The 19844-nt window shown below is 68.4% G+C and carries 12 protein-coding genes; 5 read left to right on the plus strand and 7 right to left on the minus strand.

Annotation, left to right across the window (positions count from 1 at the left end; genetic code table 11):
- Both KUA19_RS45215 and KUA19_RS42080 read left to right on the plus strand, forming a co-directional pair.
- A partial coding sequence (locus KUA19_RS45215; RefSeq protein ID WP_372452057.1) for a carbohydrate-binding protein occupies nt 1-134 on the plus strand: 134 nt, incomplete at its 5' end.
- 745 nt (nt 135-879) lie between these two features.
- Nucleotides 880-1416, plus strand: a complete 537-nt coding sequence (locus KUA19_RS42080; protein ID WP_217405627.1) for a DUF6529 family protein — start codon at nt 880-882, stop codon at nt 1414-1416.
- 454 nt (nt 1417-1870) lie between these two features.
- On the opposite strand, the gene KUA19_RS42085 is transcribed toward KUA19_RS42080, so the two are convergent.
- Both KUA19_RS42085 and KUA19_RS44910 read right to left on the minus strand, forming a co-directional pair.
- Complete coding sequence (locus KUA19_RS42085) at nt 1871-4048, minus strand: CRISPR-associated endonuclease Cas3'' (RefSeq protein ID WP_217405629.1); 2178 nt, start codon at nt 4046-4048, stop codon at nt 1871-1873.
- Between the two features lie 243 nt (nt 4049-4291).
- Nucleotides 4292-6433 (minus strand): bifunctional diguanylate cyclase/phosphohydrolase, encoded by a 2142-nt coding sequence (locus KUA19_RS44910; RefSeq protein WP_217405631.1) that lies wholly within the window; start codon nt 6431-6433, stop codon nt 4292-4294.
- 314 nt (nt 6434-6747) lie between these two features.
- On the opposite strand from KUA19_RS44910, the gene KUA19_RS42095 reads away from it, so the two are divergent.
- Nucleotides 6748-7389 carry a carbonic anhydrase gene (locus KUA19_RS42095; RefSeq protein ID WP_217405633.1) on the plus strand — a complete coding sequence of 214 codons (642 nt, stop codon included), beginning with the start codon at nt 6748-6750 and terminating at the stop codon, nt 7387-7389.
- Nucleotides 7390-7704: 315 nt separating this feature from the next.
- Here the strand turns inward: KUA19_RS42095 and KUA19_RS44915 are convergent, their stop codons facing one another.
- The 5 genes from KUA19_RS44915 to KUA19_RS42120 form a co-directional block, all read right to left on the minus strand.
- Nucleotides 7705-10503, minus strand: coding sequence for an ATP-binding protein (locus KUA19_RS44915; RefSeq protein ID WP_217405635.1), 2799 nt, complete (start codon nt 10501-10503; stop codon nt 7705-7707).
- 227 nt (nt 10504-10730) lie between these two features.
- Nucleotides 10731-11213, minus strand: coding sequence for an SPW repeat protein (locus KUA19_RS42105; RefSeq protein WP_217405636.1), 483 nt, complete (start codon nt 11211-11213; stop codon nt 10731-10733).
- A gap of 408 nt (nt 11214-11621) precedes the next feature.
- Nucleotides 11622-12053 carry a VOC family protein gene (locus KUA19_RS42110; protein ID WP_217405638.1) on the minus strand — a complete coding sequence of 144 codons (432 nt, stop codon included), beginning with the start codon at nt 12051-12053 and terminating at the stop codon, nt 11622-11624.
- A complete protein-coding gene (locus KUA19_RS42115) occupies nt 12034-12405 on the minus strand; it encodes an ArsR/SmtB family transcription factor (RefSeq protein ID WP_217405640.1) in 372 nt (123 codons plus the stop codon). Before KUA19_RS42115 ends, KUA19_RS42110 begins: the two co-directional genes overlap by 20 nt.
- A gap of 425 nt (nt 12406-12830) precedes the next feature.
- Nucleotides 12831-14474, minus strand: a complete 1644-nt coding sequence (locus KUA19_RS42120) for a glycoside hydrolase family 27 protein (RefSeq protein WP_217405642.1) — start codon at nt 14472-14474, stop codon at nt 12831-12833.
- An 809-nt stretch (nt 14475-15283) separates the two neighbouring features.
- On the opposite strand from KUA19_RS42120, the gene KUA19_RS42125 reads away from it, so the two are divergent.
- The gene (locus KUA19_RS42125) at nt 15284-16318 is read left to right on the plus strand and encodes a LacI family DNA-binding transcriptional regulator (RefSeq protein WP_217405644.1); all 1035 of its coding nucleotides are present in this window, start codon (nt 15284-15286) and stop codon (nt 16316-16318) included.
- A 740-nt stretch (nt 16319-17058) separates the two neighbouring features.
- Nucleotides 17059-19800 (plus strand): beta-L-arabinofuranosidase domain-containing protein, encoded by a 2742-nt coding sequence (locus tag KUA19_RS42130; RefSeq protein ID WP_217405646.1) that lies wholly within the window; start codon nt 17059-17061, stop codon nt 19798-19800.
- The last annotated feature ends 44 nt before the right edge of the window (nt 19801-19844 follow it).

Raw genomic sequence — 19844 nt, forward strand, 5'->3', positions numbered from 1 at the left:
CCAACACCGGCGGCTACGGCAACTACACCGACGTCACCACCACCATCACCACCGGATCCGGCGCGCTGTACCTCGTCTTCACCGGCAGCGGCGGCGGACTGTTCGACATCGACGACTTCGCCCTCACTCCCTGACCAGATCGCCACGCGCCGTCGGCGGTCACGGGCCCGACCCCTGGCCGCCGACGGAGCACGAGCGGAAGGCCGGCGACGGTACAGTCCCACCGCACGAGCCGGTCGCGAGAACACCCGCCATACTGCTATTGAGCACCAGCGTCGTCCTGACGCTCATCGGAATCTTCCTCACCGCCGTCGCCACGGCCCGCGATCACTATTTGCCGGCCGCAGCCTTCTTGATCAGCTCCGCGACGGCAGCCGGCTGAGACACATAGATGGCGTGGCTGCCGGCAGTCTCGGAAACAGTCGCGCCGGCACGCTCGGCCATGGCCCGCTGCGCCGGCGGCGGGCTACACGTGGTCGGCTCGATCCTGCAGCGGTCCCTTCGACGCGGGCCGTCGGCCATGCGTCTGCCTGAGGTCCGATGAGCGGCCAGCCCGTCTCGCTCGTGACTGATAGCGGTGCAAAGTATCGCATAAGCCCACGAACCGTCTCTAGACTGTTGCTGCATGCACTGCGGCACACGCTCACCGATTTCGGGGGACCGTATGGCGTGATCGAGCACTGTCGTTCTAGGGCCAGCCGCGAAATGCTTCGCAGAGGCCAATAACAAGCCGCCGAGGTCGCTCATGAGGATCAAGTCGCCGGTGGTGACACTGATGATCGGGGCACTGATCGCCGTGGTCGTTCTGATTCTCAGCGTGCGGGCGAATGACGCCGCACCTGGGCCTTACGGTGCGGCCGCTCCGCTGGTGGTGCCGAGATGAGCGACGCCGCGGCGAAGAATGCTCGACTTCTCACACCGATCCTGATCGGCGCTCTGGTGTCGGTCGTTCTGGGTGTTTACGGAGGCATGCACAAGGGCGACAGCATCGTCTTCCACATCAGCGGCTTCGCCGACCTCGCATTGGTCAAGAGCTGGCTGGCCGCTGTTGTGGCGTTCTTCGTGCTCGTTCAGCTCGCGTCGGCGCTGGTCATGTACGGCAGGATCCGCAGGATCACCGCACCGCGGTGGATCGGTACGCTCCATCGATGGTCGGGACGGATAGCGTTCTTCGTCGCCGTGCCAGTCGGGGTCTTCTGCCTGTACGGAATCGGCTTCCAGCACTACGACACACGGGTGTTGCTTCACTCGCTACTCGGATGCCTGTTTTTTGGCGTGTTCACGATCAAGATGCTCGCGTTGACCAGGAGCGGCCTCGCCGGATGGGTCCTGCCGCTGCTGGGCGGCCTGGTCTTCACCGTGCTGGTGGCGACCATCCTGACGTCCGCAGCCTGGTATTTCACCACTATCGGCTGAGCGGCACACGACTCAGCCTCCGCGGCCATGGCCAAGACCGCAACAGCTCCGGAATCGCAGTGCCAGCCGACTCGCGGGCGTACTGCGTTAGCTGAGCGGCCTCCCCGGCTCGGTCAGCATCGAGCATCGCGTACGTCTGCTGCGCCGTCACGTGGGCCAAGATGGCGAGATCACCGGACTCCCGGGCGGCGTTCTTCTCGGTTTCGTGGTGTCTCCACGCCTGCGCCGTTCTCGCCGATGCACTCGTGAAACGGTCTCTCGGACGCGTCGCAGGCTGGGGCGAAGTCATCAGGTTCGCCGCCAGCACCGCGGCTCGGATCGGCGAGGTGTCCGGCGTACCCAGGGTGGACATCGACCGCGAGACGTGGCTGGACCGTACGCCGACAGACGACTGCCGGGCTGATTGCTCGACAAGGGGACGAAAGGTTTGTCGAGCATGATCGTACGGATGCTGTCAGCTAAGCCACTTCCCGTGCTGGATCTCGTCCTGCCCGCCGATGCCCTGCCCTGGAGGCCGGGAATCATCGCCAACCGCCCGACCGGGCTCGCCGTCATCTGGTGAGACTGGGCCGTCGTGGCGGGCGCTGGAACGCCAGTCGGCAACGCGGACCAGGGTTTCGAGGTAGGCGAGCCGGAAGGGACCGAGGTCGTCGAGGAGGGTCTTCGCCCGTTCGGTCCACGGGCCGATCGTGAAGAGATCGGTCTGCAGGGACTGGGCGGGGAAACGCTCGCCGGTGGACAGCTCGATCGGCGGGGTGCGGTCGCCGTTCCGCACGCCCATGAGCAAGGGTGCCTCCTCCCCCGCCGGGCGCACGGTCATCCGTACCTTGCCGTGGTGTGCCGCGACCAGGTAGTTGATCAGCGGCTGGCCGTCCGGCAGGATCAGCGCGCTGACCAGCTCGTGCCTGAAGTGCGGCCGGCGGGAGCGACCCGTGTTGTAGGGGGCTCTGGACTTGGCCAGCAGGCCGTCCGGGAAGTCGCCGCCGCCTGCGCGCAGCATCTCCTGGAACACCTCATGGCATTTGCCGAGGTCGTGGTAGCGGGCAGCTCGGGCCACTGCCTCCCGCTGCTCGGCCGGCAGGCCGGGCAGGGCGTCGAGGAGCAGACGTGCCTCCTCCTCGGTCTCCATGAGATGTTGGTCGAGGCTGACCCACTTGGCACAGGCGAAGGTCTGCGTGTTGGGAGGCACGGCCAAGACCGTCACCGGGGTGCGGCTCTGCGGGGCCCAGCCTTCGTCCGGCAGGTAGCCGCCGTGTTCGGCCTCCAGCAACACGGTCGCGCCGGGCTGGAAGTCCCCGGCCACCGCGGGCCGCCAGTGGCCGTCCAACCGGTCCCGCACCCAGGCCTGGTCCCGCTGCCGCAGGTCGGCGAGCGGGACCTGGCAGAGCTCGTTGCGGCCGGGGCCGGGTTCCTCGTCGGAGGGCTTGCCGTTGCGCCAGGCGACCATCATCGTGAGGTCGGCGGCGTCGCAGATCCAGCGGCTGACGTCGGTGTCGGGCTCGGCGGTGTCGAACAGCTCGGCGGTGTCGAACAGCTCCAGCAGGTCGTGCAGGCGCAGTTCCTGACGGGGCGGAGTGTCCGGGCGGACCGGCGGCCGGTCCGCAGCGAGCAGCCAGCGTGCCACGTCAGGATCTCCGCCGGTCGGCGGCTCGCACCAGAGCAGGTCCCCGCCCTCGGGGTGCTCGCCGTAGCGGTTGCAGCGCCCTGCCCGCTGCACGATCGAGCTCAAGGAGGCAAGCTCCGTCAGGAGCGTGCGGCTGGAGACGTCGATCCCGGCCTCCAGCGCCTGCGCCGAGACGACGATCCGGTCGTGCCCGGTCTCGCCGAGCTCGGACAGCAGACGCCGACGGTCCGCGGCCCGGAACCCCGGATGGATCAGCAGGACGTCCCGTCCCGCCTCCCGCAGCGCCACGTACAACGCACGCGCCCGCTCCACTGTGTTGAGCACGGCGATGGTCTGGGTGCCGGGGACATGCGCGGCCGTCAGCGCGCCGACGAGCCCGTCGACGTAGTAGGCGGGGTCGACGTCCAGCCGGGTGATCCGCGCGACCGTTGGAAGAGACGCATCCGACGACATCCACATCGTACTGGTCGGCGAAGGCGTGCCGACCTCGTCGCGCAGCCGCTGGAGCTCGACGGTCGTCGGCAGCGCGGGGCCGAGCAGGTCCATCTCGTCGAAGACCCACTGGGTGTCGGTGTGCAGCAGCGCGTACGAGACGGGGGCCATCACGGTCGCGTCGCCGAACCCGCGCATCAGGGCGCGACTCAGCAGCAGGTCATGGGTGCCCACGAGAATCGCGGTGCGCTCGGGATGACGCCGCCAGCCGCCGTCCGTGATCGGGTACAGACCGACCTTGTCGGCGCAGCCGAGCCTGCCCAGCCACTGCCCGATCCGCTCGTGCAGCTGGTCGGGCAGGCTGTGCTGCGGCAGCACGTACACCAGCCTGCGCGGCGTGCTCTCCGGCGCGGCGATCAGCCGCCGGTAGAGCCAGGGCAGCACGCCCGCGACGCTCTTACCCGCACCCGTCGGGGCGGTGAGCAGTTCGGGCAGCCCCTCGGCGGCCAGCCGCGCCTGGTACGGGTGGGGAGCGTGACCTGTCGCGGTGCGCATGAAACCCTCGAACCCGTCCACGATCCGCACCTTACCCGTTCAGGATCAGCAGCTCCCTAGGGTGAAGGCCTTGCCCGCGAAGCGGTCGATATGAGCTGGTGCCTGCGTCGCTTGGTCTTGGCGATAGCATCCAACGCCTGGTGTCGATGCGGCATGCCCGATGTACCGTGCTTGCTCGTCCAATGTGGTGGACCGGGGGATCATGGACAATACGATCACGGCGGCACTGATTCGGGCTGAGGCGCAGCTGTGACGGGGTTGGCGTCAGTCAGCGGCTGCGGTGCTGGAACGGATTGCAACCGGTGCTTGGCGCATCGGGCCGGAGTCCTCGATGGCACCCTCGTCCAGCAGGGCGAGGAAGATGTCCAGGATCGCGGGGTCGAGCCGGGTGCCCCGTCCGGCGATGAGCGCTCGCCGAGCTTCCGCGAGGCTCGACGGGGAGGGGCGGAGTGCGGCGGGACGCACGGTGGCCCAGGCGTCGCAGATGGCGATTATTCGCGCGCCGATGGGGATGTCGTGGCCAGCGAGCCCGTTGGGGTGGCCGGTGCCGTCGTAGTGCTCGTGGTGGGCGGCGATCAGCGGCGCCAGGTCCGGCCGCTGGGCCAGTGCGGTGAGCAGGCGGACGCTGCCCTGGGGGCGGTCCCGGGCGTGGCCCGGCCCGGTCGGATCCGATCCGCATGGCGGGGGCGGGTCGCAGCGCAGGCTGATGCAGTCGATGCCGTGCACCCGCGCTGCGGCCACGGTACTGAGCTGGGTCACCTCGTCCAGGCCGAGCCGGGTGGCGGTCTTCCACGCCCAGCGGCTCATCGCCGCGCCCCGCGCGCCGTCGCCTCGCAGCCGGTCGACCTGGTCGGCCAGCCAGACCAAGCCCGGCGGCAGGTCACACGCGGGGTCGGCTTCCACCTGCCCGATCAGCCCGCGAGCGATTACGCGGTCGCGTCCGAGCGCCTTGGCCCGGTACAACGCCTGGTCGGCGGCGTTGACTAGGTCGCCATGATCGATGTTGCCGACGTCTTCGGCCGGGTCGGCGCAGGCGACCCCGAACGAGGCGGTGAGCGCCAACGGCTCAGCGACACCGGGGACCGTCACCGGGGTCGAGCGCAGGTCGGCCCGGATCTGCTCGGCCAGTTCCATCGCGGCTGCGACGCCGGTGCGCGGCAGGAGGCACACGAACTCCTCCCCGCCGTACCGGCAGATCAGGTCGCTGGCCCGCAGGCAGCGCCTGAGCCGGGTGGCGACCTCGGCCAAGACCGCATCGCCGGCGAGGTGTCCGTGGTTGTCGTTGACGTCCTTGAAGTGGTCGAGGTCCATCAGGATCAGGCTCAGCGGTGCACGCCAGTGCGCCTCGTCCGTCTCGACGGCGATCGCCTCCTGGAAGAAGCGTCGGTTGTGCAAGCCGGTGAGCGAGTCGGTGACGGCGGAGGCACGCAGTTGCTCGTTGAGCCTGGCCCGGTCGCGAGCGGCAAAGATCTGGCGTATCAGAAGGCCCATGATCAGCAGCATGGCGACCGATAGGGTCACCCGGCCGATCTGCCCGACGAGGATCATGTCCGCCACCGCGAGGCCGCCGACGATCAGCACTGCCACCAGAGCCGGCAGGAAGGACACTTCCGAAGCCCGTAGCTGCCACCGGTCGTCGGCACTGGGCCGCCGGGCGGCCACCAGCGCCGCCAGGCCCAGCAGCAGCGCCTCGGCCTGCCAGCCCAGGTTCAGCCAGCTGGAGCTGCTGTAAGGTCCCAGCACAGTGGAGTACGCGAAGGCCGCGTCCAGCAGCGCGGCCATCCCGAAGGCCACCCCGACCATGACCATGGACGCCGGCACCTGATGCGATCCGGTCATGAGCAGCCCTGCGAGCACGCTGACGATGACCACCGAGAACACCGGATACAGGAAGGTCACGAAGTCAGCGGGGTTCCAGCTGCCCGGCGCCAGTGGGCTGAGGATCACCTGCCAGCCGATCGCTGCCCCGGCCGCGGCCACCAGCAGGGCGTCGAGCAGGCCGCGAAGCTTCAGGCCTAGCCCGATCATGATGGCCGGCATCGCGAGCAGGTAGCGCGTCAGGTAGCCGACGTCGGCCACCGACGGGACCGGTGGACCGTTCGGCTCGGTGTAGACGTAGAACGCCCAGGTCATGTCCCCGGCAAGCCACAGCAGATTGGATCCGAGTAGCAGCCACCATGCGGTGCGGATCCGGCCGGTGGTGTGTCGGACCGCATTGAAGCTGAGCGCGGCCAGAACGGCTACCGGGATCAGGTACAGGATCTCACCGACGAAACGGGCCAGGGCCGGTGAGTGCCGACCCGCGTAGGTGAGGGCGGCGTACATCACCAGCCACCCGAGGCTGGCGAACGCGAAGCCGATGATCACTCGGTCGCCACCCGCCAGCGATATCCAGCGCCGCCTCACGACTTCACCAGCCCTCGTGATCCCCCGGCGTGTCACACCAGCAAAGTGCCCATCGGCTCATTTTGTCATGAATTGGTCTATGAATCGGTCCGGCTTCGCGAGATGTCCGCCAGAGCGTTCTGGTGTACCCGCCCCTGCCGCGGGAAACGGGGCCTTGGTGTCGCTGCCCTTGACGCGCACCTTGACCCAGCACGGTCCGGCAGCGGCACCCCCAGCGAGGCAAGGATCGCATCGCCATCGCCTCCACCCCGCACCAGCCTGCAGCGGAAGGTAAGCAGGCAGTGCGATCGCGAGGCCTGGCCTAGGCTGCGAGCATGGCAGAGATCGAGACTCCGACTCCGGCTAGAGCCTTCGAGCTGCTGCTCGCAGGTAACCAGCGCTTTGTCGTCGGCGCCCCGGAGCATCCGAACCAGGACGCGACGCGCCGTGCCGAGATCGCTCCGGGCCAGCGCCCGTTCGCCGTGGTGTTCGGGTGCTCCGACTCCCGGCTGGCGGCCGAGATCATTTTTGATCGTGGTCTGGGTGACCTGTTCGTGGTGCGTACTGCGGGTCACGTGATGGGTCCGGAGGTGCTGGGCAGCATCGAGTACGGAGCAGACGTTCTCGACTGCCCGCTGGTGGTGGTCCTCGGCCATGACTCGTGCGGTGCGGTGGGTGCCGCGTGCGCCGCGCTGGAGGACGGGTTGGTACCGGCCGGGTACGTCCGCGATGTCGTCGAGCGGGTGACGCCTAGCGTGCTCGCGGCGCTGGCCGCAGGCCGTTCTGAGCCTGGCGAGATACTGGCCGAGCACATAAGGCACACGGTTGATCTGCTCTTGGATCGTTCTCGGGTGCTGGCCGAGCGGGTCGAAGCCGGGCGGGCCGCTGTTGTGGGTCTGTGCTACCGGTTGGCCGACGGCAGTGCCCAGGTGGTGGCCGCCCGCGGTCTCGACGTCACCGCCGACTCCGCACGGTGATCGACTACCCACGTTGAGGGTGGATCCGGGTGCTCGTCCCCACCGGGGTGGTGTGTACGCGGACGAGGTCGCAAAGCTGGTTTACCAGCAGCCGTCCTCGGCCGCCGTCAGGGGCGTGTGCCGATACCGGGACCCGCCCAGTGAGGGGATCGCTGAGGTGTCCCCTGTCGGTCAGTCGGCAGACCAGATGGTCGCGGTGAACCCAGTCGGCGTAGTTCGTCTGATACCTGCGAGGAACGAGCACGAGTTCCCCTGTTCAGGGTTCATCAATCCATGATCGAAAGTCTCCACGCTATCGGGGTGGCTCACGGTACGTCAGCGTGGCGCCTGCTGGTCGGCTATCGCGCTGAGAGCGATTTCCACCCGTGATCGCAGGCCGAGTTTGGCCAGGATGCTGGACACGTGTGACTGCACGGTGCGTGGCGACAGGAACATCTGCGCGGCGATGTCGGGATTCGAGCGTCCTTCGGCGACGGCGAGGGCGACCTTGTGTTCGGTTTCGCTCAGCGCCGCCCAGCCGTGCTTGGGCCTTCCGCGGGGTCCGCGTACGCCGTGGCGGATGCCTGCCTGGCGTGCTCGGGCGCGGGCCCGGGCGATGTCGGTGGCCGCGTCGAGGCTGGTGTAGAGGGTCAGTGCGCGGGCCAGTTCGTCGCGGGCGGGCTGGGACTGGCCGTGCCGGGCGAACACGGTGGCGGCGTGTTCGCGGGAATACGCCTCGTGCAGCGGCCACCCTGCCGCAGCGAAGGATTCTGCCGCGGCCAACAGGTGTCGTGTGTCGTCGTGGGTGAGGCCGCGACACAGTGCGACGGTGGCGTTGAGGCTGGCGGTGGGTTGCTGTGGCAGCAACGCTGCTGTGGTGTCGACCAGGGCCTGTAGACGGGCGATGTCACCGGCCGCGTATGCCAACCGGGCCAGGTCCGCGCACATCCGGTAGCCGATGCAGCGGGGGTTGAACGGCAGGGGTTGCTCCCACAGCGGGTAGAGCAGGTCCAGGGCATGCTGCGGCCCGTCGCGCACCTCCTCGGCCAGCGCGTGGGCCCAGCGCAGCGGAACGGTGAACCTGGTGTCGAGCGGGCTGGACGCCAGCAGCGATGCCAGGTCGGCGTCGATGGCGCTCGTCTCGCCGCGGTGTATTCCGATCATCGCGGCGAGGCCGTGCAACGCGGGTGCCTGGCGCAGCGGGTCGGGGCTGTCCAGCCCGGTACGGACCTCGGCCAGTGCGTCGTCCCAGCGGCCTTGCAGGAACCACAGGTTGGCGCGGATGAGGTAGGTCATGGTCAGGTAGACGCCGCCGGTATCACGGTTGCGCCGCGCGGCGGTGACCAGGACCGTGTCGAGGTCCTCGAGCCGCTCCTGCGCGAAAAAGCACAGCGCCCGCACGATGAGCGGATCCAGCATCAGGATCGGTTTGGCCCGTTCGAACACGGTCATGGCATCGGTGTTGAGCGCAACGGCCTCATCGACGCGGTTCTGCATCAGCCGCAACCCGGCGAGCGTGTTGTAGCCATACACCTGCGAGATCGCGTCGCCGGTCTGCAGACCGGCGCGCAGTGCCTGGTCTGCGGCGTGTTCGCTGGCGTCGGGCTGGCCGAGGAACAGCAGGCAGGCCGCGGCGAACCCGTACAGCCTGCCCTGGCGGACGGGCTCCAGGTGCTCCAGCCGGGCGGCGGCGGCGGCGACCGATGCGGCTTCGTCGAGGCGACCTTGGCGGAAGTAGGCGTCCATCAGCAGCGGCAGCAACTCGGCCTCGCCGGTCGGGTCGGTGCCGGCCGACAGCGCGTGGTGCAGCATCTGTTCGGCCTCTTCGCTGCCGCCGTCCCACAGCAGCGCACGGATCAGGTGCACTTTCAGCGCGGCCGCGGTGGCAGTGTCGGCGCCGTCGATGGCCGAGCGCAGCAACGTCACCGCGAGTTTAGGCGCGCGTATCGTCAACTCGGGTGCCGCCGCCAGCAGCCAGTTTCCGTACTGCCCGCCCCCGACAGCCGCCAGGTGTTCTGCTACATGTTCGATGTCGGCCCCGGACGCCATCAGCGCCTGTGCGGCCCGTTGGCGCAGCAGCTCACGTACCGGGCCTGGCACGTCATCGGCCAAGACCTGGCGGATCAGGTCATGGCGGAACTGCAGGTGATCCTCGCGCCCGGCCAGCAGCCCGACCGCGGTCGCCGATGCGAGCACGTCGGCCAGCTCCAGCACCGGCACCTCGAGCACCGCCGCCAGCACGGACAGGTCGATCCCGGCGCCGAGCACGGCGGCTTTGCGCATCATGGCTTGGGCCTGCGGCGCCAGCGGGGCCAGCCGCGACAGGATCACCTCCCGCAGCGTCTGCGGGGGGTCTGCCACGCCGGTGTCGGTTATCTCGGCGACGCCGTCGCTGACCTGCAGCCGGCCCTCCCGTGCCAGCCCTGCCACCAGTTCCGTCACATACAGCGGATGCCCCCCGGCGGCGGCGGCCGCGTTCATCAGCCGCGGCCCCGCCGCCGCTCCTGCCACGGCCTCGACCAGGACGGGGACCGCCTCGGGCGCCACCGGCCCCAGGGTCACCTGTCGTGCGCCCTTGGCCTGCATACTGCGCACCAGCGCGGCCACCGCCTCCCCGCGCGGGCCGAGCTGAGCCGCGAGGACCACCAGCAGCGGATACTGCTCGATACCCCGGCACAGCCGATGCAGCACCACGATGCTCTGCACGTCGGCCCACTGCACGTCGTCGACGATCACCGCCACCGGCCCGGCCGCACACCACCGGTCGACCAGGTCCAGCATCGCCTCCGTGACCACGAAGTCATGACTGGCCGACCCGGGCCGCCTGCCCGCACCCTCACCGCGCAGCAGCCCCGCCACCCGCGCCCGTTCCGGCTCACCACCGGTCACCAGTACATCCAGGCACGCTCCGACCGTGGCGAACGGCAGCTCCTGCTCCAGCTCCTCCCCGCCCGCCCGCAGCACCCGCATGCCGAGCCCCGCGCACCGCGACGCGGCCCAGTCCAGCAGCGCCGACTTGCCGATACCCGGCTCGCCCTCGACCAGCACCGCCGAACCCCGCCCGGAAGCAGCCTCACCCACCGCCATCGCCAAAACAAAGACCTGCGACTCCCGGCCGACAAGCACCACAGGCACCACCCCGCTTCGCTTCCGCCCCCATCAACGATCATCGCGAATACAGGACTGCCACACCGGCCAACAGCGATCACAGCACGGCCGGGTAGGCCGCGGTCGCGCGTCAGATAGGGCGCGAATCAGGCCACGCCGGCTCGCTGAGCTCGGCGTGGCCGCTACACCTACACGGTCGCGACCCCGGGAAACGGCTACGACCGTCCCGCGAAGTCCAAGATCCCTCATCGAATCTACGGCGCGCGTCCCTCCCGGAGAGGCCCAGCCGACGACATGCCGAGGCCTGCCGGGCGGGCGGCGCTTCGCCTGCCTACGGACATCATCGCGATGGTGCACGCCAGACCCACCAGACCGACGATCACGTTGCTGACGATGGCGCCCACGCTCGGAGCGGGCCCGCTGACGAGCCAGGGTGCGACGATCGCCCATGCGCTGACGATCGGGGCGACCCACGCGATCCGGTGCGAACGTCCGTACATGGTGGCGTAGCACAAGGCCAGCACCGCCAGCGCGACACCGGTGAAGACGTTGCTCGCGGTCAGGCTGGAATGGCTGGTGAAGCCCACCACCCAGGGCGAGATCGCGAGGTAGAGACCCGCAAGAAAGGTCAGTCCCTCAACTACCTGTGCCGTCGGGGTCTCGGCGGCTTCCTCGTAACGCAGCCGCAGCGAGGCAAGGTCGGGATGATCTTCGATAGGAGGGGTGCGAATAGTCATGGTAACCACCTTCCGAACAGGGACATCGAACAACCGTTCCTGAAGGCCCGCCTTGGCAGATTTTACGCTGTTTCGCGCCGGGATGGGCGACCAGCTGTTGACGAACTGCCTCCTGGACGCCCGCTACCGACGAGACCACCATGCGGGCGGCGGACGATTGCCCGGCGCTACGGCAGCGACCGACAAAAGTTCGCTTCGAGGACACCAAGTAGTTAGACCGCGCGAGGCAGGTTCACTGACTCAGTCGAAGCCCTCGTCTCACTCGATCTGCCCCGCAGCGATGTTTGTGGTTGGACCGTCTCATCCAACCTGCCCCGCGTTGATGTGCTGCAGCGGCGGCGAGTACTCGACGTCGCCGCCGGTGGCGTCGGCCAGCGCGGCCTCGGAACAGCCGACGCGTAGCCGGGCCTACGTGTACAGCGTGCCCTCCTTGACGAAACACAGCTCGTTGCCCCACGGATCGGTGACGTAGAACGACCGCTCTCCCCAGGGTCGCTCGATCACGTCGCTCGCCGGCTGCCCGTGCACCTGGAACGGTGCCAGCGCCTGCAGCGCCTCGGCGCGAGTGTGCAAGCCGTCGATGTCGTCAACGGCGAAGTAGATCGACTTCCCGCCCGGCGCGGGTTTCATGCCGCCCTCGGAAACGTCGAGTACCGCGAGGATGACGCCGCCGCAGTCGAAATAGTGGCGAGCGCCGGGGTGCCGCTGCCCGGGTACGCCGAGCAGCTCGGCATAGAAGTTCGTGGCATCTTCGAGGTTCGCGACCTCGACGGTGATGCGGAAGATCTTCGGGGTTGTCGCGTTCATCTCTTCATTCCCGTCATTGGCTGTCGGTTGCATGGCTACTTTCGCGCGAGCCCGGTGGCGTCCGTTCGGCCAGCGCCGCCGTCGACTTCGGGCCCGACGAGCTCCAGCGCTGTTCAGGACCGACCGGTTCGAGGTAACCCATCCAGCCGCCGACCACATGCTCAAGGCGTGCCCGGTTGAGACGGTAGTTGCTGCTACGGCCCTGCCGGCGCACCTCCACGAGACCAGCCTCCTCGAGCACCTTCAGGTGGCGGCTCGTTGTCGGCCAGCTGTGCTGGAAGCGCGCGGCGAGGTAGCCGGAGGGCAGCTCGTCGCCGCGCTGGCCAAGCAGGAGCAGCACCTGGCGTCGCGCCTCATGCGCCAGCGCTTGGAACACGAGGTCCACGTCCTCAAGCGAAGGCGACGTTGGTGGTTCGCGGCGTGTCGTGGTCACAAGCATTCTTAGCATGACCGCTAATAATTAGCAAAATGACTAAACGGAACCGGCCGGCCTCGGCAGTCTGCGCCTGACGTGGGGCACGGCCGGGCCGATGCCAACCCGGACGCACAGAGCCGATGCCCCATCACGCCAGGCAGACCCGCCTACGGCCTGTTCATGGGTGACGCGGGATGCGCGCTATCGGGTGCGGGGGCAGTCGTGCTCCGGGAAGTCACCCGCTGAGCGCTACGACAGGGTGCCCGACCCCCCGTTCCGGTCGGGGAGTCGGGCGCCGCTGACCTGCACCGCCAAGCCGGCTGGCACAAGCCCGCGGAGATCTTGTGTCCATGGCTGTTCGGACCGACCGGGGCCGACCCCTCAACCGTGCTGGATCACTGCCTGGTCCATCGCTGGTTGGCAGCGCCTGTGCAGTTCCACAGGATGACGGTGGTGCCGTTCGTGGTCACGTTCCCGTTGACGTCGAGGCATAGCCCGGAACTGTTACTGCTGATGGTTCCGGTGGAGTTGAAGGTCCACTGCTGGTTGGCCGAGCCGGTGCAGTCCCAGATCTGAACCTTGCTGCCGGCCGTGGCCCCGGTCGGGGCGTCGAGGCACTTACCGAGCGCCTGCAGAGACTGGCCGTTCACGGTCCAGCGCTGGTTGGCCGCGCCGTTGCAGTCCCAGATGATCGGCTGCGTGCCGTTGGCCGTGTTGCTCTGCGGAATGTCCAGGCAGCGGCCGGAGGCTGCGCTGACCAGGGTGCTGGTCGTCGTCGGCGGCGGCGACACGATGGCTCCGCCGCTGACCCGATAGACCACCGTGCCGTGTGCAGGCACACTCGCGGTGATCGAGCCGGTCGAGGTGCTGGTGGTGTTGGTCCAGGCGTCGCGCAGGGTGAAGGAGGTGCCGGTCTTTCCGATCGCCCCGGCTGTGGTCGAGACCGTGGCGGTCGCGTTCGACTGGTTGAACAGCGCCACAGCGACATCACCGTCGGCAAGGCGTTTGGCCAGTACCCGTCGCGTGCCGTCGTTGCTGATCTGGGTCGCCTGCAGGCCCAGCGAGTCCTGGTTGATGGCGATCAGGTTCTGATTCTTCAGGATGGTCTGGGTGGCCGCCGACATCGATCGCAGGTCGTTGCCGGCGATGAGCGGCGCGGCCATGATCGCCCACAGGGCGAAGTGGCTGCGCATCTCCGTGTCGGTCATGCCGCCTCGGCCGACCTCCATCATGTCCGGGTCGTTGAAGGCGCCCGGCCGGGCATACGAGGCGAGAGGGACGGTGACGTTGACGATGTTCTGGATACCCATCGGGTAGCCGTTGGTCTGGCCGGTATCCCAAGCGTTGGTGATGTCTTCCGTCGTCCGCCACATGTTGGCGACGTCGCCCCAGTTGCGCTGGGGTCCGGTCTTGGCATGGATGCTGTTGGGGTTGATGCTGTACACGATCGGGCGTCCCGTGGCCGCGAGGGCGTCGCGCATCTTGGCAAAGGTCGCGACCTGCTGATCGATCGTGCCGTTGGGCGAGCACCAGTCGTACTTGAGGTAGTCGACGCCCCAGGCGGCGAACTGGCGGGCGTCCTGCGCCTCGTGCCCCTGACTGCCCGTCGCTCCGGGGTAGGAGCCGAAGTACTGGGCGCATGTCTTGTCGACCGGAACCTGGTAAAGACCGAACATGAGGCCCTTGCCGTGCAGGTAGTCGCCGAGGGACTTCATGCCACTGGGGAATCGACTGGGATCGCCCTGGAGATTGCCCGAGCCGTCGCGGTTGGGGTTGAACCAGCAGTCGTCGACGACGACGTACCGGTAGCCGGCATCGCGCATGCCGGAGCTGACCATCGCGTCGGCCATCTGGCGGATGAGTGTCTCGTTGATGCTGCAGCCGAAGGTGTTCCAAGAGTTCCAGCCCATCGGTGGCGTTCGGGCTACGCCGTTGTCCAACGCCTGGACGGCGGTGGCCTGCCAGCCGACAGCGACAGCCGCCAGCAACGCGGCCACCAGGGCGGCGCCCAAGCGCCACCTTCGGGGTCGGTGATCCATCAGTGTCTCCTGCGTCGTTCGGGTGGGGACGGATGCGAGGCAGCCGGTCTGCCCTCGATGCGTTCCTGCGGAATCCGCGACGCCATCGCCGACCAGGTGCCGTTCGCGAGTGTGCCGCCGGCGGCCCGGGTCGCTCCCGCACCGAATTGGCGGGAGCATCGGCGATTCACTCGCCATGACTGTGAGCGATCACATCGGCTGCAGTCAAGACGTTACGCCGAAGTTCCGCGCATGTAGAACATTCCCGCGCGCTCTCCTTCAGCGACGCCCGGCGGGCACACACGATGTCTACCAGGGCTTTTGCCGTACGAACATGCATACAGGTGAAGCCGCAACGCGGCACGCGTCGCCATGCGGTCAAAGTAGACCTCGCTTCTGATCCACATACGTTGATTGGTTGACAGCATCGAAGTGACCGTTAACATGACGAAGGACCTGCGGCTGCCGTGGGGCGCGTCAGCCACACCGCCCTCGCGGCACGGCCGGTCGCCTGACACCACGGAGTCAGGCTGGGCAGCCCAGACATCGTGGTCGCGTTGCCGCTTGCCCGGATCCGAAAACGCTGCTGCACGCGGCACGCGGGGACCTCCCCGGCCGGCGCGAACCGGCCGGGGAGGGTTCGCCCGTGGCGAGCACTCACCACAGTCGGGCCATTCGATCTGTATCGATCAGATCCCGCCAGGACTCGGTGCCTGGCCTCACCGCGGCCCTCCGGTCGCAGCCACACGCAGGCTTCACGCTCGTGAACTGGCACTTCAATGACCGGCTGGAAACATACCTGCGCTAGCATGCCGTGTCAGGGGGTCGCCATGAGCCAGCAGCCACGCAGTGCGGTCATCCGCGATGTCGCGCGGCTCGCCGGGGTGTCGCACCAGACCGTCTCGCGCGTCATGAACAACCATCCGAGCGTGCGGCCGGAGACACGCGATCGTGTGATGCGGGCGGTTCACCAGCTGAACTTCCGACCTAACGCGAACGCTCGCGGCCTGGCCAACCGTCGTTCACGTCTGATCGGCGTCATCAGCTTCGAGCCCCTGCTGTTCGGTCCGGCCTCGACCCTGCTCGGCATCGAGCGGGCAGCCAGAACCGCGGGCTACAGCGTGAGTGTCGTCGCGTTGGAGCAGCTGGACCACGATGCCGTCGCCGACGCACTCGACCGGCTCACCGCGCAGGCCGTCGCTGGCGTGGCCGTCATCGCGCCCCTGTTGAGCGTGTTTGAAGCGACCCGCACGCTGATGGCCGCCGGACCGGCGGTCGTGGTCGAGCCCGACGCAGAAGCAGACCTCCCGACCGTGGCGGTCGACCAGGTCGCTGGTGCGCAGCTGGCGGTCGGGCATCTGCTTGACCTCGGGCATGAGACGGTGTGGCACCTGTCTGGCCCGCAGGCGTGGTCGCAGGCGCGCAGCCGTGAGGATGGGTGGCGTCAGGCATTGCAGGCAGCGGGGCGGCGAGTGCCGCCGGTCCTGGTGGGCGACTGGAGCCCGCGCTCAGGTTACGAGGTCGGCCTCGACCTGGCTGAACGGCCGGACGTGTCGGCCGTGTTCTGCGCCAATGACCACCAGGCGTTGGGTCTGCTCAGGGCTCTGCACGAGCGCCGAGTCCGCGTGCCGGAGGACATCAGCGTCGTCGGCTTCGACGACATTCCCGAGTCGCGCTACCTGTCCCCACCGTTGACGACGGTGCGCCAAGATTTCGACGAGGTCGGTCGGCGCTGCTTGGGAACGCTTCTGGAACTGATCGAGACAGGCTCGGTGACCGAGACGTCGCGTCACCCACGAGTGCAGCCGACGCTGGTGGTGCGCGCCAGTAGCAGCCCGCCGTCCAGGGTGGCCCTGAGCCGGTGACCCCGCCGGAGGGATGGCCGTCGGGCCAGCCCGCGCAATTCTGCCACGAGCGGTCCTCTGGTCGACCGCGTTAGATCTGCGGTCACGACCGGCTCGCCGACCACGAACACCCACTTCCGCCGCAGGGCAAGCTTCGCCGTCGAATGTTAGCGATAACAGGATCGTTGCCGTTGGCCGCCGTCCACATTCGGCCGCGAGGCCCGAGTGACCCTCCACGCCTCACGGCAGCCGTCGATCCGGGCGAGATACATCCATCATGACGAGTTTTACGAGCATATCGCCGCTGGTGCATGACCATATTCGAATATGCGATTCATCGAGAGATGATCAGATAACACTTATTTGATCGAAATCTGGAAATTGCACGATCATTGCGAGTGCCTTTCGGGTCGGTTATGTTAACGGTCTCATTGTCGGGTGTGCGGCCCCTCGCTCGACGATGTGGCGCCGGCGGCTTCGAGAGAGGAGGCGCATCCACTGACCGCCGACGCTGAAGTGACTGGATCCCCTTTGTACCGAACCCGCCTTCCGACAGACCGACTTCGCCCAGTCCACGCACCGCCCCGTTGACACGTTGGCGAGCCGTGCCCTGACAGTGGCAATTGGCGCCACTCTCACCGCGACGGCGGCTCCACAACGTTCGGCACCACCCGCGTCGGCCCACACGCACCCGTTGCCCAACACCTTCTCGGCGCGGCAGCGGACCCGCCCTGTTCCACCTGCCTACCCGTGGAGAGCCCATGTCATCGCCCATCAACAGGCGCCGGTTGATACAGGCCGCCGGAGTGGCGGCAGCGGCCGCCGCCCTGCCCGCCGTCGTCGCCACCGAGGCGGCGGCCGCGGCGCTGCCGCCCGCGCGTGCCGACCTTGGCGTCTCGGCGTACCCGTTCGACCTGAGCCAGGTCCGGCTGACCAGTAGCCGATGGCTGGACAACCAGAACCGGACCCTGGCCTACCTGCGGTTCGTCGACGTCGACCGGCTCTTGTACGTCTTTCGCGCCAACCATCGCCTGTCCACCAACGGCGCTGCCGCGACCGGCGGCTGGGAGGCCCCGACCTTCCCGTTCCGCAGCCACAGCCAGGGGCACTTCCTCACCGCCTGGGCGCAGGCCTGGGCCGTGCTCGGCGACACCACCTGCCGCGACAAGGCCAACCAGATGGTCGCGGCCATGGCCGCCTGCCAGGCCAACAACAGCGCGGCCGGGTTCGGCACCGGCTACCTGGCAGGCTTTCCCGAGTCCGACTTCGCCAACCTGGAGGCGGGCACGCTGAGCAACGGCAACGTGCCGTACTACGCCGTACACAAGACCCTGGCCGGGCTGCTGGACGTGTGGCGCTACCTGGGCAGCACCCAGGCCCGCGACGTGCTGCTGGCGTTGGCGGGCTGGGTCGACACCCGCACCGGGCGCCTGTCGGCCACGCAGATGCAGTCGGTGCTGGGCACCGAGTTCGGCGGCATGAACGCGGTGCTGACCGACCTCTACCAGCAGACCGGCGACAGTCGGTGGCTGACCGCGGCGCAGCGGTTCGACCACGCCGCGGTCTTCAACCCGCTGGCGTCCAACTCCGACCAGCTCAACGGCCTGCACGCCAACACGCAGGTGCCCAAGTGGATCGGCGCCGCCCGCGAGTACAAGGCGACCGGCACCACGCGCTACCGGGACATCGCCGTCAACGCGTGGAACATCACCGTCAACGCGCACACCTACGTGATCGGCGGCAACAGCCAGGCCGAGCACTTCCGCGCGCCGAACGCCATCGCCGGGTACCTCAACAACGACGCGTGCGAGGCCTGCAACACGTACAACATGCTCAAACTCACCCGCGAACTGTGGCTGACCAACCCCGACCAGGCCGCCTACTTCGACTTCTACGAGCGGGCACTGCTCAACCACCTGCTCGGGCAGCAGAACCCGGCCGACAGCCACGGGCACGTCACCTACTTCACCCCACTCAACCCCGGCGGCCGCCGCGGTGTTGGCCCGGCGTGGGGCGGCGGCACCTGGAGCACCGACTACGGCACCTTCTGGTGCTGCCAGGGCACCGGCATCGAGACCAACACCAAGCTGATGGACTCGATCTACTTCTACAACGGCACCACGCTGACGGTGAACCTGTTCACGCCGTCGGTGCTGACGTGGAGCCAGCGGGGCATCACGGTCACCCAGACCACGACGTACCCGGTCAGCGACACCACGACCCTGACCGTGACCGGCAGCGTCGCCGGGAGCTGGAGCATGCGCATCCGCATCCCCGCCTGGACCAGCGGCGCCACCATCAAGGTCAACGGTGTCGCGCAGACCGTCGCCGCCACCCCGGGCAGCTACGCCGTGCTCACCCGGTCCTGGACCTCGGGCGACACCGTCACGATCACCCTGCCCATGCAGGTGGTCCTGCGCGCCGCCAACGACAACGCCAACGTCTCGGCGGTGACGTACGGCCCGGTCGTGCTGGCGGGCAACTACGGCAGCACGACCCTGTCCGCGCTGCCCAGCCTCACCCCCGGCTCGGTGACCCGCACCAGCACTACCGCACTGGCGTTCACCGCCACGGCCAACGGCGCCACGGTGAACCTGGGCCCGTTCCACGACGCCCAGGGCTTCAACTACACCGTGTACTGGAGCGCCACCGGGCAGGGCGGCGGCACCGGCGCCGCCTCGTTCCGGCTGGCCAACGCGGCCAGTGGCTTGGTGCTCGGGGTGCAGAACATGTCGACCGCCGACGGCGGCCTGGCGCTGCAGTGGGCCGACACCGGCACGGCCGACCACAACTGGGAGCTGGTCGTCGACGGCACGGCGCTGCGGCTGCGCAACGTCAACAGCGGCAGGGTGCTGGGCGTGGAGAACATGTCCACCGCCGACAACGCCCGGGTGCTGCAGTGGGCCGACAACGGCACCGCCGACCACCGGTGGACCGTGGTCGACGTGGGTGACGGCACCCACAAGATCCGCAACGCCAACAGCGGCAAGCTGCTGGCGATCCTCAGCGGCTCGACCGCGCAGGGCGCCCAGGCCGTCCAGGACCCGGACAACGCCAGCGCCGACAACCTGTGGCGGTTCATCCCCGACGGAGCGCGGCGCATCCAGAACGTCGCCAGCGGCCTGGTGTTGGGGGTGCAGAACATGTCGACCGCCGACGGCGGCCTGGTCATCCAATGGGGTGACAGCGGCACCGCCGACCACCTCTGGACCGCGGTCGTGGACACCGGCGGCTACCTGCGGCTGCGCAACGCCAACAGCAGCAAGGTCCTAGGCGTGGAGAACGCCTCGACCGCCGGCGGCGCGCGGGTCCTGCAATGGACCGATAACGGCACCGCCGACCACCGCTGGCGGCTGCGTCATGGCGGCAACGGCTGCTTCCGTATCCAGTGCGCCAACGGCGGCAAGGTCCTGGCCGTCAGCGGCGGATCGACCAGTCAGGGCGCACAGATCGTGACCGCCGACGACGCCGGCTCGAACGACCGGCTCTGGCGCTTCCTGTAACCGGCCCACCGGCCGTTCGTCGTTCGTGCCGTCACCACGGTGGC

The sequence above is a fragment of the Catellatospora tritici genome (assembly GCF_019083965.1).
GTDB classification, from domain to species: Bacteria; Actinomycetota; Actinomycetes; order Mycobacteriales; family Micromonosporaceae; genus Catellatospora; species Catellatospora tritici.